Raw genomic sequence first — 25,348 nt, 5'->3', positions numbered from 1 at the left:
GGCTCAGAAAGACAAGGCGACAGCGGATGCCGCCACGAACAGGCCGAGCGCGATGCGCTGCTTCATCAGCAGGCGCTGCGTGCCCGCGATGCGCCGGTCGAGCGAGCGGATGCCGGCAGCGGCCGGTTTGACGCGCATGCGCGCCAGCACGTCGTCGACCGAGGCACCGCCGGCGGCTTCGCTGATGTGGCTCGCCATCAGCCAGAACAGCAGCGCGTCGAAGACAAGCAGGGCCGAGACGGCGAGGGTGACCATGCCGCTCGCTGCCGCGACCAGCCAGGCCGCCGACGCCAGCGTCGTCGGCTGCGGCTGCGCTGCCACGGCAATGAACGGCGCGGCCACCAACGCGGCCAGCACCAGCAGCAGCGGCCACACCGCCTGCGTCATCAGGCTGGCGGCGAAGGCCTCGGCTTTGTCTCGATGGGCACTCATGCCGGCTCGTCCGCCGCGATCCGAAGATGCACCGGACGGCCCGATGCCGCTAGCCGCTTATGCGCCTGCGCCGGCGTTGGCGAGCGACCGCTGGCAACCAGCCAGTTGGCGACGATGCCGGCGCTGCGCTGGAAGCCGAGCGCGCAGCAGACCAGCACGGTGCCGTGGCCGCGGGCCGCCTCGATCGCCGCCACCGCTTGCGTTTGCGCCGCTTGCGAGGGCGGCAAAAGATCGACCATGGCGACAGCCGTCCAGCGGCAGGTGACGCCGCGCGGGCTTTCCAACTCGCCGGCAAGGTCGATCACCGTGCCGAAAGCGTCGGCCTCGGCGGCGGTGGGAAAGCGACCGAGGAAGACGCCGTCGGCGATCGCGACATGCGGCGGCAGCTTGCGCGTCCACACCCATACATTGATCCTGGCGCCAAGCCGGTAAGGCAGCAGCAAAACACGGCTGGCCAGCGAGACGCTGCCATCGGCCGCTTTCTGGAACACTTTGGCGCCGGCTCCGACATAGGCGAAGGCGACGATGGCCAGCGCCAGCGCCGGCCACAGCAGGATGAGCCACAGCGCCGAGACGAAGGCGCCGGCAACGGCGCCGGCCAGTGCCAGGGCTGCGACGAGCGCGTAGAACAGCGCCAGCCGCCGTGCCTTGGGATCGGCGGTCAGCCGGAAGCCGGCGAACGGCAATTCGCCGTCGCGCGGGAACAGCCACAGGGCGAAGAAGCCGAGCAAAGCGCCGGTCGGGATATCGATGACATGGTGCTGCCATGTCGTCAGCACCGAGGCGCCGATCAGGAAACACCAGACGTGGCAGACGATGGCGGCCAGGCCTTTGAGCCGACAGCGCCAATGATCCCAGATGATGACAAGCAGCGCGATGTGCAGCGACGGCGCCTGGTTGAACGGCTTGTCGAAGCCGCCGAGCACCGCGAACATGAACCCCGGCAGGCCTGATGTCTGCGGCCGCATGAAGGTCGCCGTCAGCGGGAACAGGATGAAACAGGCGACGGCGATGATCTGCGCCGTGAGGTAACGGCCGGCGAGCCGGTCGACGCCGCGCTTGGTATCGTTCAACAGCAGCGACAGGCCGTAGAACAGGTTGATCGACCAGTAGGGCACGATCGTCCAGGCGATGAACGGGATGCCGCGCTCCCAGGCAAAGACGATGCTGCCGACATCGTCGCGCTGCGACGCCAGCCAGTTGGCGAAGCCGTAGGTCACGTAGAAGAACGGCGCCAGAAACGCCAGCCACAACGCAGCGCGCAGCACGATTCCGGCGTACGGCTCGCGCGCCGAGGCAGAAAGGGCAGGGGCCGCGGCAACGGCGGCGCCAAGGACTGGCAAGACCATGCTCAGACGCGCCGCGCGATCGAGACGGTGAAGATGCCCCACTGGTCGATGCGCTGGTCGAGCTTTTCGAAGCCGGCCGCCGCCACCAGCTGGTCCATCTCGCCTTGCGTGCGCCGGCGCATCACCCAGGCCTGGCCGCCGCGATGCGAGGTCAGGCTGCGCGCGATCATTTCGAGCTGCGGATGCCAGGGCTGGTTGGTGTAGAGAAGCAGGCTGCCGGGCTGCATCGCCTTGGCCAGCCCGCCGAGCGAGCGGGCGATCATGGCGTTGTCGGCAAACAATTCGTAAAGCCCGGAGACGATGGCCAGGTCCGGCGCCGGATCGAGCCCGGCCAGCATTTGGGCGTCGAATGCGTCGGCCTGGTGGAACGAGACGCTGGTCGGCAGGTGCCGCTCGGCGATCAGCTTGCGGCCGAGCGAAACGTTGAGGTCGGAAAAATCCTGCAGCCGCACGCTGGCCGGCGGCTCAGTGCATTTGGCGACGGCGTCGAGCACGTAGCGGCCGTGGCCAGCGGCGATATCGACGATATGGACCGGCCGGCCGGCCTTCAGCGTCCGAGTGGCGCTGCCGATCAGCTCTTCCAGGTGCACCTTGCGCTGGCGGATGCCGCGCCAGCCGATGGCGTCGAGAAAGGTGCGGTCGATCATGCGGCCGAGCGGACCGTGGCCCCGCGCCTCGTTCTCGTAGACATAGTCGAGAGTCGAGCCGGAATCGAAGCCGGTGGCAATTCCCGTCTTCATGCCTGACGACAGCCAGGCGCCCATACGGATCGAGGCGCGGCTCATTGCCCAGTAGAGGCCCCTCGGCGACAGCAGGGCGAGCGGCGAGGCGAGCCGGTCGGCCTCGTCGCGTGTGAAGCCGGCGCGGTCGGCCGCGGTCAGGTCGACCGGTTTCTCCGGGGTCGCGAACTGTCTTTCGAGGAACGGCTTGATCAGGTCGAGTGCCTTGCGGCGTTCGCGTTCGCCGAGCGTGTCGTGGAAGAAGCCGGGCAGCACATGCCGCTCCTTGGCTGGGCTGGCGAGATTGACGAAGAACTCGTGCTGAGGTCCATGCCGCACCACCCAGTCGCTGCCGGAGATGAGCAATTGCGTCGGCACGGTGATGGCGCGGGCGTCGGCGACGATACGCGCGGCGTGATCGTAGAGCTCGACCAGGATGTTGGATGCGATCGGCCGCGTGATCAGCGGATCGGCCTCGAAGGAGACGATGCGCTCGGGGTCATGCGTCAGGAACTTGGCCTTGACGTAGGAATTGACGAAGAAGCGGCCCTTGATCTTCTGCCACAGCGCAATGCCTTGCTTGGCGAAGGGCACGTAGAGCTTGACCGAAAAGGCCGGCGAGGCCAGCACCACAGCGCGAATCTGCGGTGCATAATCATGCACCCAGGCGGCGGCGAGCACCGCGCCGAACGATTGGGCGATCAGCGCGATGTCGCGCTGGCCGAACCCGTCTCTGCCGATCTCGCGCACGAAACAATCGATGTCGCGCACCAGCGCGGCAAAGGACGGCGCATAGCCGCGTTCGCCGGCCGAGCGGCCATTGCCGCGCGCGTCCCAGGCATAAAAGGCATGGTCGGACATGTCGAGTTCGTCGACCAGATGCGCCATGCGGCCGCCATGCTCGTGGCCGCGGTGGAACAGCAGGACCGCGCCCTTGGCAGGTTGCCCGACCGCCGGCCAGTAGCGGTAGAAGATCTCGGTGCCGTCATGCGTGCGGAAGGTGCGCTCCTGCGCCACCCGCTGCTCACTTGCGGAAGCGGCAATCGTTGGTTCATGAAGCATGTTGTTCCCCTGGCGGATGCGACCGGAATTTCAGCCACCGCTCCCGTTAAGGCCGCTGCGTATCCGGTTGATGGCGGTCACCAGCGAGAGTGTAGCCATTGCCGGAAACACAAACCGCGTGATCGCTTCCACCCATAGGCCGCAGGCGATGAGGAAGGCGACGATGCCGAGCGCCAGCGCCCGATCGCTCTTGCCGAACGGCCCGGCATAATTGCGCCCCGTGCCCGCCACGATGCCGAGCACACCGGCGAATTCCACAAGCACTGCCGTGACGGCAAAGGCGACGACGCCCCAGGCGGGGAAGAGAGCGGCAAAGGCCAGGATCAGCGCGAGGTCTGAGACGACGTCGCAGAGTTCGTTGAGGTACATGCCAAGCTTCGAGGCCTGACCATGTTCCCGCGCGAGCATGCCGTCGATGGCGTTGAGCGCCATGCGCGCAAACAGCACCACCGGCATCAGGATGAAGATCGCGCGATGGCCGGCAAGGGCCGCGACCAGAATGCCGGTGGCGACCGACAGGGCGGCAGCCAGTAGCGTGATCTGGTTGGCGGTGACGCCGGCCCCGGCCAGCCGGTCGGCGAGCGGCCGCAGCTTCGCCTGGAAGGCCGGTTTGAGCGCATAAAGCGTCGGCATGTGCGAACCCCCCGGCCGCGGTGCAACTAACGTCTGCGAGGATGGTCAATTGGCGCGCAAGACGCAAGGGCGGCGAGCGGTTGTACATGGTTACGATCAGCAGCGCTGGCCGAGGCAACAAGCGACCGCTGTGCAAGCTCGGAATAGAGCGCCTGGCATGTGCGGGGAATCCGCTGCACGTGCGTTGTTACCGTTTCGCGAAAGCGGTAACAACTCCGCTTAAGCTGCGTGGACGCGGGCCGAAACCAGTTTATTGGCAGTCCGCTCTCTTCCTGGTGCACGCTCTGCGGCCGCCATCATGCCGGATCGAAACAGCTCCCGCCGTTTGGTGGGCATGGCTCACCTCTCAGTGCTACTTTACAAATATTCGTGCATATGTGAAGTATATCCACCAAAGGATCATCCATGACAGCCAATCGTTTCGCCACACGCCTCAATTCCTTTGCCTCGCGGCCACAGGCCGAATGGCCGGATCTTATCGGCAAGCCGTCCATGCTGCAGATGGCGGCGCGTGCGGCGAAGGTTGCGGGGCTGACCGACCTCGACCTCAACTTTCCCGATCATGTCGATGAAAACCCTGCCGAAATGGCGCGAAAGCTCGGCGACATCGGCCTTTCCGTCAATGGTTTTGCCATGCGCTACTACTCCAATCCGGCCTTCAAGCTCGGCGCCTTCACCAATCCTGATCCCGCGGTTCGCCGCGAAGCCATCGACCTGACCAAGGCTGGCATCGATGCCGCTCGTGAGGCCGGCACCAATCTGATGACGCTGTGGCTCGGGCAGGACGGCTTCGATTATGCCTTCCAGGCCGATTACGCCGCGCTCTGGCAACACGAGATTGATGGGATTCGTGAAGTTGCAGCGCACGACCCCGATTGCCAGATCAGCCTGGAATACAAGCCCAACGAGCCGCGCTCCTACAGCCTGATGCCCGACGCGGCGACGACATTGCTGGCCATCCGCGAGATCGCCCTGCCCAATCTCGGCGTGACGCTTGATTTCGCCCATGTGCTCTATGCCGACGAGCAGCCGGCCTTTGCCGCAGCACTCGTCGCGCGCCACAGCAAGCTGCTCGGCGTCCATCTCAATGACGGCTACGCCAAGCGCGACGACGGCCTGATGGTCGGCGCGGTGCATACGCTGCAGACGATCGAGCTGCTCAGGCAGATCCGCCGCGACGGCTACGCCGGCGCCATCTACTTCGACACGTTTCCCGACATGACCGGGCTCGATCCGGTCCACGAATGCGAAGTCAACATCGCGACCGTCAAGCGCATGCTGCGCGTCGTCGATCGGCTGGAAAAGGACAACCGCCTGTCCACCGCCGTCGACCGTCAGGACGCGGTCGCGTCGCAGGCCATCATCCAGGAAGCCATGCTCGGACCCGACAGCTGAGCCGGCCTTCACCATTTTCAACAAGGGAGGAAGACCATGAAATTTCTGCTTGCCACCGCTGCCGCTGGCCTGATGGCGCTGTCCATCGGCTCGGCTTTTTCCGCGGACCTTGCGCCGCTCAATTCCGACACCGAGAAGGATCGGATCGACTGGTCGCAGCTCGAGGCCAAGTTCGGTGCGTTCCCCAAGCTGCCCGACGGCACCAGGGCCGGCGCCGTCTCCAAGACGCTGACCAACGAATACTGGCGCTCGCTGGGTGAGGGCTACAAGTCGTTCGGCGACCGCGTCGCTGTTCCCGTCGTCTACCAGGCGGCGCAGAGCGAGGGCGACCAGCTCGGCCAACTCACAATCGCCGAAGGCCTAGTCACGCAAGGCTACAACGTGCTGCTCGTCTCGCCGCAGACCGACTCCAACCTGCAGCCGATCATGGAACAGGCCAAGGCCGCCAACGTGCCGGTGGTCAACGTCAATGACGCGGTCATCCCGCAGGCCGAGCACTATGTCGGCAATGTCCAGCGCGACAATGGCGTGCGCGTCGCCAGATGGTTCATCAAGAACCGGCCGGATGGCGGCAAGGTCGCCATCGTCGAAGGCCAGGCCGGCGTCTATGCCGCCGTCCAGCGCACCGACGGCTTCAAGGCCACGATCACCGAGGCCGGCAAGTTCGAGGTCGTCGCCAGCGTCCCCGGCAACTGGGATCGCCAGACCTCCTACGACGCGGCCACCAACATCCTGCAACAGCACCCCGACCTGATCGGCTTCTATGCCAACAATGACGGCATGGCGCTGGGCATCGTTGAGGCGGTCAAGGCCGCCGGGCTGCAGGACAAGGTCGCCGTCTTCGGCACCGACGGCATCTCCGACGCCTATGCCTCGATCCGCGCCGGGGAGCTGACCGGCACCGTCGATAGCTTCCCGGTGCTGACCGGCGAGGTGGCGCTGGAATCGGCGCTGCGACTGGTGGCCGGGCAGAAGCTGCCTCGTGTCGTCGCCACGCCGCAGGCGCTGATCACCAGGGGCAATGCCGACCGTTATTCCGGCGCCGGCGACGCCGTGCGCAAGGCGCTGCTCGAGGACGCGGCAGCGGGCAATTAAGCGGCAGGACTACAGGTGCCGGCCCTTCGGCTGGCGCCCTTTGCCTGGAGAATAGAACCAATGTCCGTGATCCCCCGGCTGCAATTCGAGGGCATTTCCAAGATGTTTCCGGCCGTGCGGGCGCTGGGCGATGTGTCTTTTTCGGTCGGCGGCGGCGAAATCCATGGCCTGCTTGGTGAGAACGGCGCCGGCAAATCGACGCTGCTGCGCATCCTGTCGGGGGTCTACAGGCCGACAGCCGGAAGCGTGCTGATCGACGGCAGACCGGTAGCGCTGAACAACCCGGTCGCGGCGCGCGCAGCGGGCGTCGCCATGATCCATCAGGAATTGCAGCAGGTGCCGCACCTCAGCGTCGCCCAGAACATGTTCCTCGGCCATCCGCTGACGCGCGGCGGCATCTTCGTCGCACGGCGCGAGCAGGAACGCCGCGCCGCGGAAGCCCTTGCCGCCATAGACCCGACGATCGATCCGGCAGCTCCGCTCGGCAGCCTGAAAGTCGCGCAGCGGCAGATCGTCGAGATCGCCCGCGCGCTGCTCGATCGTGCGCGCATCGTGGCGATGGACGAGCCAACATCGAGCCTGACGCCGAGCGAGTTCGAGCGACTGGCCGAAGTCATTGCCGGCCTGGCCCGCGACGGTGTCGCGGTCGTCTATGTCTCGCACAAGCTGGACGAGGTGTTCGGCATCTGCCAACGCGCCACCATCATGCGCGACGGCGTCGTGGTCGATTCGGTCAATCTCGCGCAGGTGTCGGAAAAGGCCGTCGTTTCGATGATGGTCGGCCGCGAGCTTGCCCAGGAACAGCACCGCTCGCGCGCATCCAGCGAGGTCAGGCTGAGCGTGCGTTGCCTCGCCTCGGCAACCAAGGTCCATGACGTCTCGTTCGACCTGCATCGCGGCGAGGTGCTGGGCATTGCCGGCCTGGTCGGCTCGGGCCGCACCGAACTGCTGCGGCTGCTGGCCGGCGCCGACCGCGCCTCATCAGGCACGGTCGAGATCGACGGCAAGGCGATCAAACTTTCCAATCCGCGCGACGCCATCGCCGCCGGTATCGGCCTGGTGCCGGAGGAGCGCAAGCGCGAAGGCATCGTGCCGTTGCGGTCGATCTCCAGCAATATGGCGCTGGCGTCGATGGGCGTGTTCGCACCGCGCGGCGTCATCGATCACACCAGGCTGAAGCGGATCGCGGCTGAGAAGATGAAGCGGGTCAATCTCAGGCCATTCCTGCTCGACCGGCCGATCCGGCTGTTCAGCGGCGGCAACCAGCAGAAGGCGATTATTGGGCGCTGGCTGGCGGCGGGAACGCGCATCCTTTTGTTCGATGAGCCGACGCGCGGCATCGATGTCGGCGCCAAGGCGGAGATCTATCATTTGATCGAGGAGCTCGCCGCCGAAAGCCATTCGGTCGTCGTCGTGTCGTCCGAGCTTCCCGAGGTGATCCGGCTCGCCGACCGCGTGCTGGTCATGCGCGACGGCACGGTCGCCGCCGAACTCGGCCGGGCTGATCTCAGCGAACAGGCAATCGCGGCGCATGCCATACCCCAATCGGAAGCGAGGGCCGGCACGGCGCGCCACGTCGGCGTAACAGACAGGACCAGCGGATGACTGATGTAACGGAACATGCAGCAGCCCGGCCACGGGCGGATTTCCTGCACCGGTTTTCCGTGCGCGACGCCGGCACGCTGATCGGCCTGGTGGTGATCCTCGCCGTCTTCGGTGCGCTGGTCCCGGGCTTCTTTGCTGAGCGCAATCTGATCAACATCCTGCAGCAGTCGAGCATCAACGCCTGCCTGGCGTTGGGCATGACGCTGGTGATTATCTCGGGCGGCATCGATTTGTCGGTCGGACCGACGGCGGCTCTTTCGGCCGTCATCTCGGCGTCTATGCTGGTTGCCGGCGTGCCGTTTCCGCTGGCCATCGCCGCCGGCTTCGCCATCGGCCTCGTCTGCGGGCTGCTCAACGGCGTGCTGGTCGCCTATGTCGGGCTGCAACCTTTCATCGTCACGCTGGGAACGCTCAGCACCTACCGGGCGCTGGCGCTGATCTATACCGGCGGCAACCCGGTGCTCGGCCTGCCTGCCGGCTTCCGCGCCATCTTCAACGGATCTTTGTTCGGATTGCCATTGGCGGTCATCATCGTTGCCGTGGTCGCGCTGATCGCCTGGATCATCCTCAAGAAGACGCCGTTCGGCGAATATCTGCTCGCCGTCGGCGGCAACGAGGAGGCCGCCTACATAGCCGGCGTGCCGATCGCCCGCACCAAGATCGCTGCCTACATGATCTCGGGCCTGCTGGCGGCCCTTGCCGCGCAGATCCTGATTGGCCGGCTGGGTGCTGCTGAGTCCATTCTCGGCAATCTCTGGGAGCTCGATGCGATTGCCGCGGCGGCCATCGGCGGCGCCTCGCTGATGGGCGGCAAGGGCAGCGTGGTCGGCACCATTCTGGGCGCCGTCATCCTCGGCTCCATGCGCAACGGCCTGACGCTGATGAATGTCCAGTCCTTCTATCAGCTCCTGGCAACTGGCCTTATAATCCTCGCCGCGATGCTCATCGATCGCGGGACGAGGGGACGTGGATGACCTTGACCAGTCTGGATCTGAAAGCAGTAGGACCGCGGATTCGCATGATGATGCCGCATCTGACGCCGCTCGAGGCCAAGGTGGTGGAAACCGTGTTCGGGCGGCGCGGCTTCGACGAGAGCATTCCGCTCAAGCAGATCGCCGAGGAGGCCGGCGTGTCGGAGGCGATGGTCGTCAAGATCGCCAAGAAGCTGGGTTTTTCCGGCTATCGCGACTTCCGCACCGCGGTCTATGAGTACAGCCGCCTGCCGACCGCCGAAATGCACCAGGAGCTGTCGGTCGACGACAGTTCGGCCGAGATCGTACAGAAGGTATTCCGCACCTCCATCCAGGCGTTGGAGGAAACGCTGGCCATCCTGGACATGGACGATTTCGACCGCGCCGCCGATCTTCTCTACCGCGCCAAGAACCGTGATTTCTATGGCGTCGGCGGCTCGGCGCAGATCGCGCGCGACGTCTCGCACAAATTCCTGCGCATCGGCATCCGCGCATCAGTCTACGACGATTCGCACATGATGCTGATGTCGGCATCGCTGCTTGGCGCCGACGACATCGCCGTCGGCTTCTCGCATTCCGGCAACACCAGCGCCGTCATCGACGCCATCCACCTCGCCCGCAAGAGCGGGGCGCGGACGCTGGCGATCACTAACTACGACAACTCGCCGCTGGCCGCCGTCGCCGACATCGTGCTGTGCTCGACCGCGCAGGGCTCGCCATTGATGGGCGAGAACGCGGCGGCACGCATTGCCCAACTCAACATTCTCGACGCGCTGTTCGTCGCGGTGGCGCAGCGCGACTACCAGGCGGCGGAGCGCAATCTCGGCCGTACCATGTCGGCGGTGACGTCGAAACGCCGGGACAGGGGCACATGACGGCTTCCCCGCCGCTGGTCACCGTGTTCGGCAGCCTGCATTACGACATCATGGTCGAAGCCCCCGACCGCCCGCGCAAAGGCGAAACTGTGACCGGCCATGCCTGGCAGCCGAAATGTGGCGGCAAGGGCGGCAATCAGGCGGTGTCGGCCGCGCGGGCCGGCGTGCGCTCGGCGATGATCGGCGCCGTTGGCGATGACGATTTCGGCCGCGTGCTTCTCGGTAATCTCGAACGCAAAGGCGTCGACAGCCGCTTCGTGCGGGTCGCGCCTGGCGCCGGCTCCGGCATGAGCGTGGCGATCTTCGACGACGGCGGCGACTATGGCGCCGTGATCGTCTCAGGCAGCAATCTCACCTTGGGCGAGAAGGACATCGCCGCCGCGACCGAGATGGTTGCGCACACGGCGGTGCTGCTGCTGCAGAACGAGGTGCCTGAAGCCGCCAACATTGCCGCAGCGCGGGCGGTGAGGAGACACGGTGGTCGGATCGTGCTCAACGCCGCGCCCGCGCGAAAGCTGACCGGCGAACTGATCGCACTCACCGATATCGTTATCGTTAACGCCATCGAGGCGGAATTTCTGGCCGGCATTCCGGTCGTCGACACGCTCGAGGGGGCTGCCGAGGCGGCACGCATGCTGGTCGATTTCTACCCGGCCGCGATCGTCACGGCCGGCGGGGAGGGCGTTGCCTATTGCGACCGCGACGGCCAGGCGTTCGCGCTGGCGGCGATCCCGGTGAAGGTCGTCAGCACCCATGGCGCCGGCGACGAGTTCGTCGGCGCGTTCGCGGCAGGCCTTGCCCGCGGGCATCAGGTCGAGGTCGCCATCGCCGCCGCCAACGCCGCCGCGGCCTTGCTGGTCGCCACGCCGGAAACGGAAGCGCGAGGCGATCTGAGACAAGGCCCTGAGAAGGGGGCGCTGAGAAGGGGGCGCTGAGAAGGGCGCGCGCGCATCTCAGCTATAGGGCGACCAGCACTGCTGGCGAGGGCCGGCGGCGCAACGACGCCCTCAGGATGGCAGCTCGGCATAGTCGGGCGGGGCTCATTGGGGATGATGCTTTGTTAGCATCGGACTGGCGAGCCGCTTACGGCAACAAGGTTAGTTCGGTGCACCACCAGCAAGAAGTTATCGAAAGCCGTTCGTCGTCACCAGCGGCACGTGCCAGATGCGTTGCCCACGCGCGGAATGGCTCCCGGTTCGGGGTCTATATGCGGCTTTAGAGCTGGATGAATTGAGGCTGAATCGAAAGGGGATTCCCGAAGGCGAGCAAATCAGATTCAACCTGCTGGCTGGGTCAGGAGGCCAGCATGGATGGGCAAGCCTTATTCGATGGATCTTCGCACGCGGGTGGTAGCATCGGTTGAGCAGGAGGGCCTGTCGCGACGTCAGGCGGCAGAGCGCTACGGGGTTGGAATCAGCACGGCCATCCAATGGGTGCGCCGCTTGCGCGAGACGAACAAGCTGACACCCGGCAAGATGGGTGGGCACAGGCCGAAGAAGATTGCTGGCGCACATCGGGACTGGCTGCTGCAGCGCTGCCGAGCCGAAGATTTTACGCTGCGCGGTCTTGTGGCCGAGCTTGGCGATCACGGCCTGAAGGTCGATTACCGCTCGGTGTGGGAGTTCGTCCATGCCGAGAAGCTCAGTCACAAAAAAAGACGCTGATCGCGGCTGAGCAGGATCGCCCCGATGTGGCGCGCAGGCGAGCACAGTGGGCAAAGTATCAGGACCGCATCGATCCTTCCCGCCTGGTCTTCATCGATGAGACCTGGACCAAGACCAATATGGCGCCGCTCAGAGGATGGGCGCCGCGTGGCCAAAGGCTCAGGGCCAAGGTGCCGCACGGCCATTGGAAGACCATGACCTTCTTGGCGGCGCTGCGCCACGACCGCGTCGATGCACCATGGCTGATCGACGGACCGATCAACGGCGAGCGTTTCCAGCTCTATGTCGACAAGGTTCTCGTCCCCACCCTCAAGCCCGGTGACATCGTCATCATGACAATCTCGGTTCGCACAAAGGCAAGGCCGTGCGCCGTGCCATCCGCTCGGCCCGCGCCAGGCTGTTCTTGCTGCCCAAATACTCCCCCGACCTCAACCCTATTGAGAAATTCTTCGCCAAGCTCAAGCACTGGCTGCGCAAGGCTGCCAGGCGAACAGTCGAGACCGTCTGTGACGCCATCGGCCAAATCCTCGGCACTGTCACCTCAACCGAATGCAGAAACTACTTCATCGAGGCCGGCTGTGCGCCAACCTAAATTCACCCCGCTCTAGCATCGCGACTTGCCAGCAATGGCGCCCGTGATAGGCGATAGAAAGGCCCGCGCCGTTTAATTGTAGGACGCGGGGCAGGGTATTGCGGCCCAGGATTGTTCACGCCTGGTCACACGACGACCGGGCCGGTCGCAAACGGCTGCACTTTAGTGGAACCTAATTTAAATGACGCTATTATCGTGCATGGGGAAACGCGAGGTCCAGACCGTTACTGAATACCGAATAGCTGGAGATCAGCTGACCGATGATCCAGTGATCGCTCTCGATATCGCGGAACGGATATTGCAGGCAGCCGAGCACGACCGGATTGTCTATGTCGTCGCGACAGCAGAGCCACCCCAAGCCGACCTTATCGAGAAAACAGAGCCTCAACAGATCAGGGCTACCAGAACCTCTTTCCGCGACCTTGAAGTTTTGCTGCTTGTTCTCTATGCGGCCTATGCACTCGTCGTGCTGGGTGTCACCGCTTTCGTGGTGATGGAGTTAGGCCCTGTTCTGTAGACGTGCTTCAGCAGTTCGATAATCGAAACGAAAGCCCGCCACCCTTTCGGATGACGGGCTCCGTTGCCTGGATGCCAGGAACGCCACGGTAGCGACTTCTGCTACTAATGCTCCCGTAGATATTCAATATGCGGCCTCCGCGCCGCCTGGCGCATCGGCTGAACAAATGAAGCCCGCGCCTCTGGCGGAGAGCGCGGGCCCGATCGGGTTGCAGCCCGATCCGCAGCAGGAACCCGGAGGTTCCGCCGCTCGGGAGTAATTATTAGAACTTTCTAATATCCATGCATCGTCCGGATGAATGATGTAACCGCCCTCGTAAACGAACACCTTGTCAGGAGATTCTTTTGCCTGAGTCATGTTTGCTCCCTCTCCGCCGGGCCTCAAGCAAACTTTTGAGACAAACGTTCGTATTGGTGGATGGGAGCGCTTTCAGGGAGAAAGCCGTGGGCAGACAGCAACGCACCGTCTTTTTGGTCGCGATCTTTGCGTGTGTCCTTGGCTTTGTGCTGTTGGTCCTGATCCTGCAAATAGTGAGTTTGCTTGACTAGATAAGACACCGAAACCGGCTGCCGGTGTGAATTTTTCGCCGGCGCGCATAGGGGGCTTCCTGCGTCTCGGTCGATTCCGTGGCCGCTCGGCCCGCAGTTTCACCGGCCCGGACAGCAACACGGTTTTCGCCCGAGGTGGGGAAGGAATTTCGCAGCATCCGCCTCGCAAATCGTCCGCGCACCTTGGCGGCATTGCGCGAGCTGCGCATGGCGCGGGCCAATCTGGCGGCGGCGCAGCAGGCCTCGCCCTTCGACGAAGCGGCGGTGAAGGACGCGATGGCGGCAGTACGCACCGCCACGACAAACCTTCAGGCGACGATGCAGGACTATCTCTTGACCGCGCTGAAGGACGTCATGGCAAAGCCCGCTGCAGGAAGTTGATGCTGGTAGGGCTGTCGTTCTAAGGTGTCCGGCGCAGCCGGGCGCGTGCGCGTCCGGCTGCCAATGTCGTCAGTGCTTGCTTCCGCCAGAACCGACTTTGCTGCCACTGATGGCGATGCGCTTGGCCTTCGTCTGCGCGCGCTGGGTCTTGGGCAGCGTCACGCTGAGCACGCCGTTGTGGAAGGCGGCGTTCACCTTGTCCTCCTCTACCTCGTAGCCGAGCGGGATGCGGCGCTCGAAGCGGCCGTAGAACCGCTCGGAGAAGTGCCTGTCCTTGTCCTCGGTCTCGGAGCGCTTCTCGCCGCGCAGCGTCAGCACGCCGTCGTCGAGCAGCACCTCGACGTCCTTCTCGTCCATGCCGGGGATTTCGGCGGTCACGCGGATCTCCTTCTCGCTGTCTGAGATTTCAACACTCGGCCAGCTGGCGCGCGCCGACGAAAATCCGCTGAGCGACGGCATGCGCGTTTCGAAACCGCGAAACGCGTCGTCGATCATGCGGTTCATCTCGCGATGCAACGCCATGAACGGGTCCCGGTCATCGTCACGATAGAAGCTGGGAACCGGACTGTTCTCCCGGCCCCACGGAATGAGATCACGAATAGCCATTGATGTTCTCCTTTCTCGACTGGTTGTGCCAAAGGCGACGTCAGAGATCGCCTTCGCTCAGGCGGCCTGCTTCGGCTTCTCGACCTGCCCGGCCTTCGGCGCACCGCCCTGCTTGGCGATTGCAATGCGACGCGGCTTCATCTCCTCGGGCACTTCGCGCACAAGGTCGATCGTCAGCAGGCCGTTGTTGAGCGAGGCGCCGGTCACCGTCATGTGATCGGCAAGCTCAAAGCGCCGTGTGAACGGCCGCACCGGAAGGCCGCGATGCAGATATTCCACTGTGCCCAGTTCCTTGCGCTCGCCCGAGACGATGAGAAGGTTGGGCTCGTGGCTGATGTCGAGATCGTCTTCGGAGAAGCCGGCGACGGCGATCTTCACGCGATAGGTGTTCTCGTCGCTTCGCTCGATGTCATAAGGCGGCCAGCTGTCGACTGCCTGAGGCGCGTTTTCCAGTAGGTTGAAGACGCGGTCGAAACCGATGCTCGACCGATAAAGCGGGGAAAAGTCGAATGCGGTTCTCATAGCTACATCCTCCATTGAGCAACATAGTACGAGGGACGCCAAAGAGCTGGCGCTCCCTGGGTTCTGCCGGTCCCATTCGGCAACCGGCAATTTCGATTTGGTTATTGCCAGCCCGAAATCAAGACCCAGATTCTGTCCCGCTGCCAGATTTTTTGTTCCCACAGTGTGGCTGGTAATGGCGGTTTCAACCTTCATTTGAGGGTCGCGCCGGCACACCGCATGGAGGATACCATGACCATGACACGCGACGACGTCATTTCGGTGCTGGGCCCGGTGGACGACGCCGTCATCGCCGACATCGTCTCGACCGGCGCGACGATCGAAGAGTTGCGCGAGGCCTTTGCCTGGGTCGGCGCCGATGAGGCGCTGGTGAACGAGGGCCGCCCCCTGCCGTCGGCTAGGGTGGCGACGCTGATCGGGCTTCTCGAGCCGCCGGACGACGACATGTAGACGGCCGTTGCGTCTGGCGGGAGACAGGTCTGGCAGGAGGTCTTGAAGCGCGCAGGCAGACGAACCATCTCGTTTGCCGGCGCCGATCGGGCCGCCCTCCTGCTTATTCGAGGATGTTACTTGCTCAAAAAAACAGAAAACAGAAAGAAGGAGGAAGTGATGAACGACGTCCCATTTTCCGAGCCGATCACGCTGAAGCTCCAATCCGTCGGAGAGCGCAAGGTCGCCAGCAGCTGGGAAGCCATCGAATGCATGCAGCAGTGGCCGGTCCGGGCACGCGGCCGGAGCTGGCGCGCAGCCTATCGCGCCTGCCGCGACGCGCTCGACGGCTGGCGCACCGCCCGCGAGGCTCGCACGGCGTTCGTCAAGGCGGCTCGCACGGCCGGACTGCTTGTCACGGGACGTAAATCCACCTGAGCATCAATCCACCTGAACGAATCCACCTGAGCGTCGGCGCGGACGCGCTATGCGGCAGAGGCGGGCACCTCCATGAAAAGCGCCGCCTCTGCCTGTGTCACTGGAGCGTAATGACGCCACCTACCGCCCGCCATTCAGAGGGCTGGATCAGACGATGATGGGCGACGCGCACGGAATGCAGCGGGCCTTCGATCTCACGTTCCCAATATTCGAGGAAATGCTTCAGCGTCGGGAAATCCGGGGCGATGTCGTATTCCTGCCAGATGAAGAGCTGCAGCAGGTTCCGATAATCGGGAAGACGATAATGGATCTCGGCCGTCGTCAGGCCAAAACCCTGTATCTGGAGCCGGAACGCGTTGCTGACCTGGAATTCATTGTTGACCATGCCGCCTCCTTTTCGAACGATCAGGCGTCCATCCTCCGAATGGAAACGCCTCCGCTTCCTCATCTGTTCCGGCCGCCGGCAGGCGGTGCCGGGGATCGACGACGATGTCGGAATCTTGCGCCGCGATTTCAAGCCGCATCCATGGTTTCAAATCCTGGAATAGCGCCATTATTACAGTGCGTTGGCACTCGACCACGGCGAGTGCTAAAATTTTTTTGGCATCCTCTTGAAAGCCTGGATCGGCAGACTAATTCGATAAGCGCGCGATGCCCGAGCAGGGGTCGCGCACCGTCGCGTCGGCCGTTGTACCGTCGGCTGCGAAGGGAGGTCCAAGAAAATCTGTTTGTCCTATGAGGAGAACGACATGGCGTTCCGTCCATTGCATGACCGTATCCTGGTCCGCCGCATCGAGGTCGACGAGAAGACCGCGGGCGGCATCATCATTCCCGACACCGCCAAGGAAAAGCCGCAGGAAGGCGAGGTCATCGCCGCCGGTCCCGGGGCGCGCGACGATAGCGGCCAGTTGCAGCCGCTCGACGTCAAGGTCGGCGACCGTATCCTGTTCGGTAAATGGTCGGGCACCGAGATCAAGCTCAACGGCGAGGACCTGCTCATCATGAAAGAAAGCGACGTGCTGGGCGTGATCGAATCGACCGACAAGATGCAGAAGGCCGCCTGAGCGGGGCCTGGACAAGCAATCAGTCAACGAAAAGCTGCCTATTTGAAGGAGTTATCCAATGGCTGCCAAGGATGTGAAATTCCATACCGAAGCCCGCGAGAAGATGTTGCGCGGTGTCAACATCCTCGCCGACGCGGTGAAGGTGACGCTCGGTCCCAAGGGCCGCAATGTCGTCCTCGACAAGTCATTCGGCGCCCCGCGAATTACCAAGGACGGCGTTACCGTCGCCAAGGAAATCGAGCTTGAGGACAAGTTCGAGAACATGGGCGCGCAGATGGTGCGCGAGGTCGCGTCGAAGACCAGCGACACTGCCGGCGATGGCACCACGACCGCGACGATTCTTGCTCAAGCCATCGTCAGGGAAGGGGCCAAGGCGGTTGCCGCCGGCATGAACCCGATGGACCTGAAGCGCGGCATCGACAAGGCGGTCGACGCCATCGTCGCCGACCTGAAATCCAATGCCCGCAAGGTGACCAGGAACGACGAGATTGCCCAGGTCGGCGCGATCTCGGCCAATGGCGATGCCGAGATCGGCCGATTCCTCGCCGAAGCGATGGAAAAGGTCGGCAATGAGGGCGTCATCACTGTCGAGGAAGCCAAGACCGCTGAGACCGAGTTGGAAGTGGTCGAAGGCATGCAGTTCGACCGTGGCTATCTCTCGCCTTATTTCATTACCAACCAGGACAAGATGCGCGTCGAACTCGAAGAACCGTATGTGCTGATCCACGAGAAGAAGCTGTCCAACCTGCAGGCCATGCTTCCCGTGCTCGAAGCCGCCGTGCAATCCGGCAAGCCGCTGCTGATCATCGCCGAGGACGTCGAAGGCGAGGCGCTGGCGACGCTGGTCGTCAACAAGCTGCGCGGTGGCCTGAAGGTTGCAGCCGTCAAGGCGCCAGGCTTCGGTGATCGCCGCAAGGCCATGCTGGAAGACATTGCCATCCTGACCGGCGGCACGGCGATCTCGGAGGACCTCGGCATCAAGCTCGAGAACGTCACGCTGGAGATGCTCGGCCGCGCCAAGAAGGTGCTGATCGAGAAGGAGAATACCACCATCGTCGACGGTGCCGGCCGCAAGGATGAAATCCAGGCGCGCATCAGCCAGATCAAGACGCAAATCGAGGAAACCACCTCCGACTACGACCGCGAGAAGCTGCAGGAGCGGCTGGCGAAGCTCGCCGGCGGTGTCGCCGTCATCCGCGTCGGCGGCTCGACCGAGATCGAGGTCAAGGAGCGCAAGGATCGAGTCGACGACGCCATGCACGCCACCCGCGCTGCGGTCGAGGAGGGTATCCTGCCCGGCGGCGGCGTGGCGCTGCTCAGGGCGGCGAAGGCGCTCGACGGCGTCGTCGTCGACAATCCCGATCAGACGATCGGTGTCGAGATCGTGCGTCGCGCCATCGAAGCGCCGGTGCGCCAGATCGCCGAGAACGCCGGTGCGGAGGGTTCGATCATCGTCGGCAAGCTGCGCGAGACGACCGACTTCGGCTATGGCTGGAACGCGCAGACCAACGAGTTCGGCGACCTCTACGGACAAGGCGTCATCGATCCGGCCAAGGTCGTGCGCACCGCGCTGCAGGGTGCTGCCTCTGTTGCCGGCCTGCTGGTGACCACCGAGGCGATGGTGGCCGAGAAGCCGAAGAAGGAAGCGGCCGCTCCGGCGATGCCCGGCGGCGGCGGCATGGACTTCTGACGCCAGGCTTCTAAGGACAAATGGCCGTGTCCGCCGACGCGAAGTCGGGCACGGCCTTGCCCGGATCATAAGCAGGTGTTGCCATGGACATGATGAACAGTTTTGGAAAGATCGCGGCGCCGACTCTTTCCAAGACCGATTTCAACTATGAAACGGAGTGCAAAACGGTGCTGGCGCCGCTTGTCGACGGATTGCTGGACGCAGTCGAGTCGGCCGGCTGGGATCGCCGCAAGGCAGCCTACACGCTGATGTTCCTGTCGGCTCAGCGATTGGGAGCCGACAAGGAGGAGCGCAAATGATTGCGGCGCGGATGCGTGAGTGCCTGCGCCTGCTGAGGTGGTCGGAAACCGATTTCGCCGAAGAGGCGGGCTATCCGGTCGCTAAGGCAAAGGCCTGGCTCTACGGGCGTGAACATCCGCCCCTTGTCGTAATGGCCTGGCTGGAGACGCTCGCCAAGGTGCACCGGCTGCTGCCACGGCCGAGCATGCCGCCGCAGCCGGCCGCGTTGCATTCGCAGATCGGCGCTGTCATCGCGCAGGCCGTTCTTGAGGATCGCAGCGGCCGGACAGTTGAGTCCCGAAAGGAGCTAGTTGAGCTTCCAAAGGAGAGTGTCATGGATCGTTCTTCTTTTGCAAAGCCGGTCACCATCCTCACCGGCCTCGGTAGCCCGACCAAGATAGAAAGCGCGGCTGAGGCCTATGCGCTGCTGTCCGACTGGCCGTCGGCGAGCCGGACGGCCGCGCATGACATCGCCGCCAAAGCCTGCCGTGCCGCGATGGAGGGAGAGATCGACGCCGAGACGGCGCGGGCAACCTTCGTGGCGTTCGCCCGCCGCAACGATCTTCTCGCGCCGCAGACGAGCTCTACGGTTGCGGGCGGAACAGTCACCGATTGGACGCGTTCGCAGCGTGTGAACGCACCAGCGTGAACGCGCCTTTTCCTTCTCCCACAACAGGGGGAAGGTAAGATCGCTTTGCGCCGGATCCTCAATCCTCACCGCCTTACCCGCGATTTCAGCCAGCGGTCGAAGGCCACGGCGAGGATCAGGATCAGGCCGATGACGATGCTTTGCGTGTAGGACGAGACGTTGTTGAACTGCAGCCCGTTCTGCAGCACGCCGATCAGTGCTGCACCCACCACCGTGCCGCCGACCGAGCCAACGCCGCCGAATAGCGAGGTGCCGCCGATGACGACCGCCGAGATCACCGTCAGCTCGTAGCCGATGCCGGCGACGGCTTCCGAGGAATTGAGCCTTGCCGACAGCACGAAGGCGGCAAGGCCGGCGAAGAAGCCGACGATGACATAGACCGAGATCAAAATGCGGTCGACGCGCAGGCCGGACAGCCGTGCCGCTTCGGCATTGCCGCCGACGGCGTAGACGGCGCGGCCGTAGCGCGTGTAGCGCAAGACGATGTGGCAGAGGATCGCCGCTGCCGCGAAGATGATCGCCGGCACAGGAACCGGGCCGATCAGGCCGGTGCCGAACCAGCGCATCGAGGCATCGAAGCCGGAGATCGGGCCGCCATTGGAGATCGTCAGCGTCAGGCCGCGAAAGACGGTGAGACCGCCGAGCGTGACGACGAAAGGCGGCACCTTCAGCCTGGTGATGGCAAAGCCCTGGACGCCGCCGGCCATGGCGCCGACGACGACGGCAGCCAGAAGGGCTGCGAACCAGCCATAGCCTTGCGTGCCGGACGTCGACAGCGACAGCGTGTTGGCGGTGCCGCCCTTGGCCACCACCGCCGCGACCATGCCGCAAAAGGCCAGCAGCGAACCGACCGACAGGTCGATGCCGGCGGTGAGGATGACGAAGGTCATGCCGAGCGCGATCAGGCCGGTGATCGAGATCTGCCGCATGATGTTGAAGATGTTGATGGGGTCGATGAAGCTCGGCTTCAGGACGGTAAAAACGACGATCAGCAGCGCCAGGAACATCAGCGGGCCAAAGCTCATCAGCAGCCGCGCGACATTGATGCCGCCGCGCTGGCTCGGTTCGGTCGTGCTGGTCATTGCGTCGCTTCCTGCGTTTGGTCGAGCGCCATCAGTTCCATCAGTTTTTCCTCTGTCGCCTCGATGCCGGGCATCTCGCCGGTGATGCGTCCGCGCCGCATGGTGACGATCCTGTCCGACACGGCAAGCACCTCGGGCAATTCGGACGAAATCATCATGATGGCGATGCCGCGCGCGGCGAGCTGCACCAGGATCTGGTGCACCTCGGCCTTGGCGCCGACATCGACGCCGCGCGTTGGTTCATCCACGATCAGCACCTTGGGGTCGCGCGCCAGCCAGCGGGCGAGGATGACCTTCTGCTGGTTGCCGCCGGACAGCCCCTCTATGGGCTGCTCGGGCGAGGCCATGCGGATCGACAGCGTCTTCCTGTAGCTTGCCAGCGCCTCGCGTTCGCGCCGCTCGGCCATGAAGCCGGCGGCGTTGGAGTAGCGGCCGAGTGCGGCGATGGAAAAGTTGGTCAGGATGCCGAGCGCGGCGAAGATCGCCTGATGCTTGCGGTCTTCCGGCACCAGGCCAATGCCGAGCGCGATGGCGTCGGCGGGTGTTTCAGGTGCGATCGGCTTGCCGCCGAGCGTGATGGTGCCGGCGGCGATGCGGTCGGCGCCGAAGATGGCACGGGCGAGCTCAGTGCGGCCGGAGCCGACGAGGCCGGCGACCCCGAGGATCTCGCCTGCCTTGAGATCGAGGTCGACGCCTTCGAGCACGATGGCGTGGGGCGCCTGCGGATCGCGCACTGTGCGCAGGCCGCGCACGGAGAGCCTGACGTCGCCGGCGACGTCGCGCAGCGTCGGTCTGGCGTAAAGCTCGGATGCAGCGCGGCCGACCATCTTCTCGATGATTTTCGGCAGTTTGATCGGCCCGCCGTCGCGGTCGAGATGGCCGGCCAGCCTGCCGTCGCGCAGCACCGTCATGCGGTCGCAGATGGCAGAGGCCTCTTCCAGCCGGTGGGTGACGAACATGATGGCGACGCCGTCCTTGCGCAGCCGGCCCATGATCGACATCAGCTTCTGCACTTCGGTTTCGGTCAGCGCCGAGGTCGGCTCGTCCATGATGATGAGGCGGCTCTTCAGCGACAGCGCGCGGGCGATCTCGACCAGCTGCTGCTCGGCCACCGACAGTGCCGACACCGGTGTCGCAGGATCGATATTCAGGCCGACGCGGGCGATGATCGCGCGGGAGTCCTCCTCCATCTTCCGCCAGCTGACGAGGCCGAGCGGCCCGAGCGGCGCGCGGCCGATGAAGATGTTCTCCGCCACGGTGAGCGTCGGGATCAGGCTCAGTTCCTGGTAGATGGTGACGATGCCGAGGCGCTTGGCATCCTGCGGATTGTGCGGATTGAATTCTACGCCGTCGAAGACGATGCGGCCGCTGGAAGGCGGCATCACGCCGGACAGGATCTTGAGCAGCGTCGACTTGCCGGCGCCGTTCTCGCCGAGCAGGCCGAGGATTTCGCCGGGCCGAACCTCGAGCGAGACGTCGCTGAGCGCGGTGACGCCGGCAAAGCGCTTGGTCACGCCCTCGACGGCGAGGAGGGCGGGCGATGGCGACGGCGCTGCGGCTTCGGCTGGAGACAAAAAATCCTCCCTGAAAGATAAGATCGATCGTTCCGATTGTTACACAAGGTTGGCGGGACAGCGCCCCCCTCTTTCCTGCCCTCTTTGCCACCACTTGGCATCTCCCCCACAAGGGGGGAGATTGCGCCTTCATCACTGGTTTCGCCAATCACCAACGTTGCAGAGGGAGAGCCGGCGTCGAAGCTGCCAATCTCCCCCCAAGTGGGGGAGATGCCCGGCATGGCAGAGGGGGGCGCGGCAGAACGCTACTTTTGCCGCTATGCGCGCCCTCGGCGTCTCCCTACTTCGTCTCACCTAGCCTTTCAGCCTTGTCGAGATTGTCCTTGCCGATGACGATCGGCGTCAGCAGGACGAGCTTTTCCTTCGGCTCGGTCTTGTCCCTGGCATAGGCGACGGCGATCTGCACCGCGGTGCGCGACTGTTCGCCGGGGAACTGTTCGACGGTGCCGGCCAGCTTGCCGTCGCGCACGGCGACCAGCGCTTCGGGGAGCGCATCGAAGCCGTAGATCTTGACGTCGGTGAAATTGCGCGCCGCGCAGGCTTCGACCGCGCCAAGCGCCATGTCGTCATTGGCACAGATGATCGCATCGGGCTTGCCGTTGGCGGCAAGGCCGGCCTCGGTGACGGACAGCGCCTCGGCGCGGGCGAAGTTGGCGGTCTGCTCGAAGACGATCTGGAACTTGTCCTTCAGCGGATCGAGAACATTGTGTACGCCCTTGTTGCGGTCGATCGCGGGCCCAGCACCTGGCTGGCCCTGCAAATGGAAGATCTTGGCGCCGTTCGGGAACGCCGCCACCATGGCCTGCGCTTCGGCCTCGCCGCCCTTGACATTGTCGGCGCCGACATGGGCGAGGATGCCTTCGACGCCGTCGACGCGGCGGTCGATGGTGACGACCGGAATGCCGGCCTGGACCGCCTGCTCTATGGCCGGCGCCAGCGCGTTGACGTCGAGCGGCGAGATGACGATGGCGTCGACCTTCTGCACAAGTGCAGCCTCGATATCGGCGGTCTGCTTGGGCGCCGAATTCTGGCCGTCGCTCTCGGTCAGGTTGACGCCTTGCGCCTGCGCCTCCGCCTTGATCTGGTTCAGCATGTGAACGAAGAACGGAAAGCCGAGGCTCGGCACCGACCCTAGGATAGTCAGCTTGTCCTGGGCGAAAGCCAGTTGCGGCGCGGCCAGCGCCAATGTGCCCATCGCCACGGACGACAGCAGGAACTCACGTCTGTTCATCAATTTAGTCTCCTCCACATGCGCATGAACCCGAAAACGGTTCCGGTTTTCCGGAAGGTTCCTAGCGTCGATCTAGAAATGGAGTGTCCTTTGAGCGCCCAAGGGGACGCAACGGCGCTCCAGCCGGTCCACCGCGACGTTCTCCTCCGCTCGGCGCCGGCGGGCGGATGCTAGCCAAGGCCGGAGGTTTGCGCAAGAACTGGGTGCTGGAAGGTCGATCAGCGCGCAGCGCCAAGCCGGATGAGGGGTGTTGGGAACGCGGCGTGAAAATATCGAAGAATTTTAGGCGGTTACGTCTCCAATGTGGCGATCCGTCCAGCATCCCTCATCCGACCGAGCTTCGCTCGGCCACCTTCTCCCACAGGGGGAGAAGGGAAGATCAACGATCGATCGTGACCATCACGCGTTCGTTGTAGCGCTCACCCGAGACCTTGCCCGGCGCCAGCGCGTCGTCGAGCGCCTGCATTGCGACGGTGTCAAGCTGGAGGGAAGCAGCGGCGACGTTCTCCTCGAGGTATTTTCTGCGCTTGGTGCCGGGGATCGGCACGATGTCCAGCCCGAAATCGCTGCCCTTGTGCAGCAGCCAGGCCAGCGCGATCTGGCCCGGCTTGACGCCCTTGGCCGCCGCGATGTCGCGGACAATTCCGGCTGCCTGCACATTGGCGTCGTAGTTGGCGCCCTGGTAGCGCGGGTCGCCGCGGCGGTAATCGCCTTCCGGATAATCCTCGCCGCGCTTGACGTCGCCGGTGAGGAAGCCGCGGCCAAGCGGCGCGAACGGCACCAGGCCGATGCCGAGTTCGCTCAGCAGCGGGATAATCTCCGGTTCGAGGTTGCGTTCCCACAGCGAATATTCGCTCTGCACCGCTGATACCGGAAGCACGGCGTGCGCGCGGCGGATGTTGGCCGCACCCGCTTCCGACAGGCCGAAGAAGCGCACCTTGCCTTCAGTGATTAGTTTGCCGACAGCACCCGCCACATCCTCGATCGGCACTGCCGGGTCGACGCGGTGCTGGTAAAGCAGGTCGATATGGTCGGTCGCGAGCCGGCTGAGCGAGCCTTCGAGCGCCTCGCGGATATGCTCCGGCCGGCTGTCGCGGTCGGTGCCGATCTGCTTGCCGTTTTCGATACGGAAGCCGAATTTGGTGGCGATCGTCACTTGGTCGCGCCGGCCCTTCAGCGCGCGGCCGAGCAGTTCCTCATTGGTGTGCGGGCCATAGACTTCCGCCGTATCGAGGAAGGTGCAGCCGAGTTCGATGGCGCGGTGCAGGGTGGCGATCGATTCCGCCTCGTCGGCCGGGCCGTAGGACTGGCTCATGCCCATACAGCCGAGGCCGATCACCGATACCTGCAGCCCCTGGCTGCCCAGCTTGCGTGTGCTCAAGGTCATAGATGAGATCTCCGGATAATGACAGGGTTCGCGTGCGTCAGGACTATTGCGTCAGGACCATATAGAGCGCTCGCTCGGTTTCCACAGTCGCTCGGTCGAGGCTGATCGCACGATCGTGTGAGCTTTTCCGCTAAGCGCCTTGCCCACTCCCTGGCCACTGCCCAAATTGACAGAACACCCGGTCTCGGCCATCCTTATGCCAGCCGCCTTTTCCTGCGGCGGCGTGTGTATGAGCGCAACATGGCCAGTTCCGTCACCAGCCAGAATTCCAAGCGTGCCGCCGTGCGCAAGGCGCTCGACCGCCACAAGGTCTATATCACCGCACAGAGCTTTTCGGCCGGCGCCTACAAAGCGCGTGTCCTCGTCGACGGCGAGGCCTACTGGGTCGACGAATTCCGGCTGAGCCAGCTCCAGCAGGGTCTGTCGCCGGCCGAGCTCGAATTGACGCCGGCCACCGACGATTGAGCTGTGTGAGGCACGACATCGGCCCGCCGCATGCTGACAAAATGATTCAGGTGATACGGGTCAAGTCCTTGTTTTTGCGCAGCCGAAGCATTCC

The 25,348-nt window shown here is 64.2% G+C and carries 27 protein-coding genes and 1 pseudogene; 16 read left to right on the top strand and 12 right to left on the bottom strand.

Features of this window, described 5'->3' with window-relative positions; translation table 11 throughout:
• Nucleotides 1-3: 3 nt before the first annotated feature.
• The 4 genes from ACWUKX_RS25540 to ACWUKX_RS25525 are packed head-to-tail and all read right to left on the bottom strand — an operon-like array spanning nucleotide 4 to nucleotide 4,195.
• On the bottom strand, nucleotides 4-432 hold the full coding sequence (locus tag ACWUKX_RS25540; protein ID WP_456009579.1) for a hypothetical protein: 429 nt from the start codon (nucleotides 430-432) through the stop codon (nucleotides 4-6).
• A complete protein-coding gene (locus tag ACWUKX_RS25535; protein WP_456009578.1) occupies nucleotides 429-1,781 on the bottom strand; it encodes a phosphatase PAP2/dual specificity phosphatase family protein in 1,353 nt (450 codons plus the stop codon). Before ACWUKX_RS25535 ends, ACWUKX_RS25540 begins: the two co-directional genes overlap by 4 nt.
• Nucleotides 1,782-1,783: 2 nt before the next feature.
• Entirely contained in the window at nucleotides 1,784-3,562 is a 1,779-nt protein-coding gene (locus tag ACWUKX_RS25530; protein WP_456009577.1) for a bifunctional alpha/beta hydrolase/class I SAM-dependent methyltransferase, read from the bottom strand.
• Nucleotides 3,563-3,592: 30 nt separating this feature from the next.
• Nucleotides 3,593-4,195, bottom strand: coding sequence for a CDP-alcohol phosphatidyltransferase family protein (locus ACWUKX_RS25525; RefSeq protein ID WP_456009576.1), 603 nt, complete (start codon nucleotides 4,193-4,195; stop codon nucleotides 3,593-3,595).
• A gap of 405 nt (nucleotides 4,196-4,600) precedes the next feature.
• Between ACWUKX_RS25525 and ACWUKX_RS25520 the strand changes: the two genes are divergently transcribed.
• From ACWUKX_RS25520 to ACWUKX_RS25480, 9 genes and pseudogenes are all read left to right on the top strand, one after another.
• Nucleotides 4,601-5,590, top strand: coding sequence for a TIM barrel protein (locus ACWUKX_RS25520; protein ID WP_456009575.1), 990 nt, complete (start codon nucleotides 4,601-4,603; stop codon nucleotides 5,588-5,590).
• A 36-nt stretch (nucleotides 5,591-5,626) separates the two neighbouring features.
• Entirely contained in the window at nucleotides 5,627-6,685 is a 1,059-nt protein-coding gene (locus ACWUKX_RS25515) for a sugar ABC transporter substrate-binding protein (RefSeq protein ID WP_456009574.1), read from the top strand.
• Nucleotides 6,686-6,745: 60 nt separating this feature from the next.
• Complete coding sequence (locus ACWUKX_RS25510) at nucleotides 6,746-8,290, top strand: sugar ABC transporter ATP-binding protein (RefSeq protein ID WP_456009573.1); 1,545 nt, start codon at nucleotides 6,746-6,748, stop codon at nucleotides 8,288-8,290.
• Entirely contained in the window at nucleotides 8,287-9,264 is a 978-nt protein-coding gene (locus ACWUKX_RS25505) for an ABC transporter permease (protein ID WP_456009572.1), read from the top strand. Before ACWUKX_RS25510 ends, ACWUKX_RS25505 begins: the two co-directional genes overlap by 4 nt.
• Nucleotides 9,261-10,136 (top strand): MurR/RpiR family transcriptional regulator, encoded by an 876-nt coding sequence (locus ACWUKX_RS25500; protein WP_287088196.1) that lies wholly within the window; start codon nucleotides 9,261-9,263, stop codon nucleotides 10,134-10,136. The genes ACWUKX_RS25505 and ACWUKX_RS25500 overlap by 4 nt, the downstream gene beginning before the upstream one ends.
• On the top strand, nucleotides 10,133-11,071 hold the full coding sequence (locus ACWUKX_RS25495; protein ID WP_456009571.1) for a ribokinase: 939 nt from the start codon (nucleotides 10,133-10,135) through the stop codon (nucleotides 11,069-11,071). Before ACWUKX_RS25500 ends, ACWUKX_RS25495 begins: the two co-directional genes overlap by 4 nt.
• Nucleotides 11,072-11,446: 375 nt before the next feature.
• Nucleotides 11,447-12,392 (top strand): annotated as a pseudogene (locus ACWUKX_RS25490) (IS630 family transposase).
• A gap of 181 nt (nucleotides 12,393-12,573) precedes the next feature.
• Nucleotides 12,574-12,909: a hypothetical protein gene (locus tag ACWUKX_RS25485; protein WP_456009570.1), complete on the top strand. Its 336-nt coding sequence runs from the start codon at nucleotides 12,574-12,576 to the stop codon at nucleotides 12,907-12,909.
• Nucleotides 12,910-13,535: 626 nt separating this feature from the next.
• Complete coding sequence (locus tag ACWUKX_RS25480; protein ID WP_456009569.1) at nucleotides 13,536-13,838, top strand: periplasmic heavy metal sensor; 303 nt, start codon at nucleotides 13,536-13,538, stop codon at nucleotides 13,836-13,838.
• A gap of 69 nt (nucleotides 13,839-13,907) precedes the next feature.
• Here the strand turns inward: ACWUKX_RS25480 and ACWUKX_RS25475 are convergent, their stop codons facing one another.
• Together ACWUKX_RS25475 and ACWUKX_RS25470 are read right to left on the bottom strand one after the other, a co-directional pair.
• Nucleotides 13,908-14,444 (bottom strand): Hsp20/alpha crystallin family protein, encoded by a 537-nt coding sequence (locus ACWUKX_RS25475; RefSeq protein ID WP_029351261.1) that lies wholly within the window; start codon nucleotides 14,442-14,444, stop codon nucleotides 13,908-13,910.
• Between the two features lie 57 nt (nucleotides 14,445-14,501).
• Nucleotides 14,502-14,966, bottom strand: a complete 465-nt coding sequence (locus ACWUKX_RS25470) for an Hsp20 family protein (RefSeq protein WP_095520913.1) — start codon at nucleotides 14,964-14,966, stop codon at nucleotides 14,502-14,504.
• A 231-nt stretch (nucleotides 14,967-15,197) separates the two neighbouring features.
• On the opposite strand from ACWUKX_RS25470, the gene ACWUKX_RS25465 reads away from it, so the two are divergent.
• Nucleotides 15,198-15,416 (top strand): hypothetical protein, encoded by a 219-nt coding sequence (locus ACWUKX_RS25465; protein WP_029351265.1) that lies wholly within the window; start codon nucleotides 15,198-15,200, stop codon nucleotides 15,414-15,416.
• A gap of 42 nt (nucleotides 15,417-15,458) precedes the next feature.
• Nucleotides 15,459-15,833: a DUF982 domain-containing protein gene (locus tag ACWUKX_RS25460; RefSeq protein ID WP_455847123.1), complete on the top strand. Its 375-nt coding sequence runs from the start codon at nucleotides 15,459-15,461 to the stop codon at nucleotides 15,831-15,833.
• A gap of 97 nt (nucleotides 15,834-15,930) precedes the next feature.
• On the opposite strand, the gene ACWUKX_RS25455 is transcribed toward ACWUKX_RS25460, so the two are convergent.
• Complete coding sequence (locus tag ACWUKX_RS25455; protein ID WP_456009568.1) at nucleotides 15,931-16,218, bottom strand: usg protein; 288 nt, start codon at nucleotides 16,216-16,218, stop codon at nucleotides 15,931-15,933.
• Nucleotides 16,205-16,387, bottom strand: coding sequence for a hypothetical protein (locus tag ACWUKX_RS25450; RefSeq protein ID WP_456009567.1), 183 nt, complete (start codon nucleotides 16,385-16,387; stop codon nucleotides 16,205-16,207). Before ACWUKX_RS25450 ends, ACWUKX_RS25455 begins: the two co-directional genes overlap by 14 nt.
• 195 nt (nucleotides 16,388-16,582) lie before the next feature.
• On the opposite strand from ACWUKX_RS25450, the gene ACWUKX_RS25445 reads away from it, so the two are divergent.
• The 4 genes from ACWUKX_RS25445 to ACWUKX_RS25430 all read left to right on the top strand — a co-directional run bounded on the left by ACWUKX_RS25445 (nucleotide 16,583) and on the right by ACWUKX_RS25430 (nucleotide 19,515).
• Complete coding sequence (locus ACWUKX_RS25445; protein WP_095493216.1) at nucleotides 16,583-16,897, top strand: co-chaperone GroES; 315 nt, start codon at nucleotides 16,583-16,585, stop codon at nucleotides 16,895-16,897.
• A gap of 58 nt (nucleotides 16,898-16,955) precedes the next feature.
• Complete coding sequence (gene groL, locus ACWUKX_RS25440) at nucleotides 16,956-18,587, top strand: chaperonin GroEL (RefSeq protein WP_455847126.1); 1,632 nt, start codon at nucleotides 16,956-16,958, stop codon at nucleotides 18,585-18,587.
• An 83-nt stretch (nucleotides 18,588-18,670) separates the two neighbouring features.
• Nucleotides 18,671-18,886, top strand: a complete 216-nt coding sequence (locus tag ACWUKX_RS25435) for a hypothetical protein (protein WP_127208511.1) — start codon at nucleotides 18,671-18,673, stop codon at nucleotides 18,884-18,886.
• On the top strand, nucleotides 18,883-19,515 hold the full coding sequence (locus ACWUKX_RS25430) for a DUF982 domain-containing protein (RefSeq protein ID WP_456009566.1): 633 nt from the start codon (nucleotides 18,883-18,885) through the stop codon (nucleotides 19,513-19,515). Before ACWUKX_RS25435 ends, ACWUKX_RS25430 begins: the two co-directional genes overlap by 4 nt.
• Before the next feature lie 65 nt (nucleotides 19,516-19,580).
• Here ACWUKX_RS25430 and ACWUKX_RS25425 read toward each other — a convergent pair whose 3' ends face one another.
• From ACWUKX_RS25425 to ACWUKX_RS25410, 4 genes are all read right to left on the bottom strand, one after another.
• Nucleotides 19,581-20,597 carry an ABC transporter permease gene (locus ACWUKX_RS25425; RefSeq protein ID WP_455847128.1) on the bottom strand — a complete coding sequence of 339 codons (1,017 nt, stop codon included), beginning with the start codon at nucleotides 20,595-20,597 and terminating at the stop codon, nucleotides 19,581-19,583.
• Nucleotides 20,594-22,171, bottom strand: a complete 1,578-nt coding sequence (locus ACWUKX_RS25420) for a sugar ABC transporter ATP-binding protein (protein WP_456009565.1) — start codon at nucleotides 22,169-22,171, stop codon at nucleotides 20,594-20,596. The genes ACWUKX_RS25425 and ACWUKX_RS25420 overlap by 4 nt, the downstream gene beginning before the upstream one ends.
• 280 nt (nucleotides 22,172-22,451) lie before the next feature.
• The gene (locus tag ACWUKX_RS25415; protein WP_029351280.1) at nucleotides 22,452-23,402 is read right to left on the bottom strand and encodes a substrate-binding domain-containing protein; all 951 of its coding nucleotides are present in this window, start codon (nucleotides 23,400-23,402) and stop codon (nucleotides 22,452-22,454) included.
• A 379-nt stretch (nucleotides 23,403-23,781) separates the two neighbouring features.
• On the bottom strand, nucleotides 23,782-24,789 hold the full coding sequence (locus ACWUKX_RS25410; protein WP_456009564.1) for an aldo/keto reductase: 1,008 nt from the start codon (nucleotides 24,787-24,789) through the stop codon (nucleotides 23,782-23,784).
• Between the two features lie 240 nt (nucleotides 24,790-25,029).
• Here ACWUKX_RS25410 and ACWUKX_RS25405 point away from each other — a divergent pair, with 240 nt between their 5' ends.
• Nucleotides 25,030-25,254, top strand: coding sequence for a hypothetical protein (locus tag ACWUKX_RS25405; RefSeq protein WP_029351283.1), 225 nt, complete (start codon nucleotides 25,030-25,032; stop codon nucleotides 25,252-25,254).
• Nucleotides 25,255-25,348: the final 94 nt, after the last annotated feature.

The sequence above is a fragment of the Mesorhizobium sp. f-mel genome (assembly GCF_053850215.1).
This window is presented reverse-complemented; position numbering and strand designations above follow the sequence as displayed.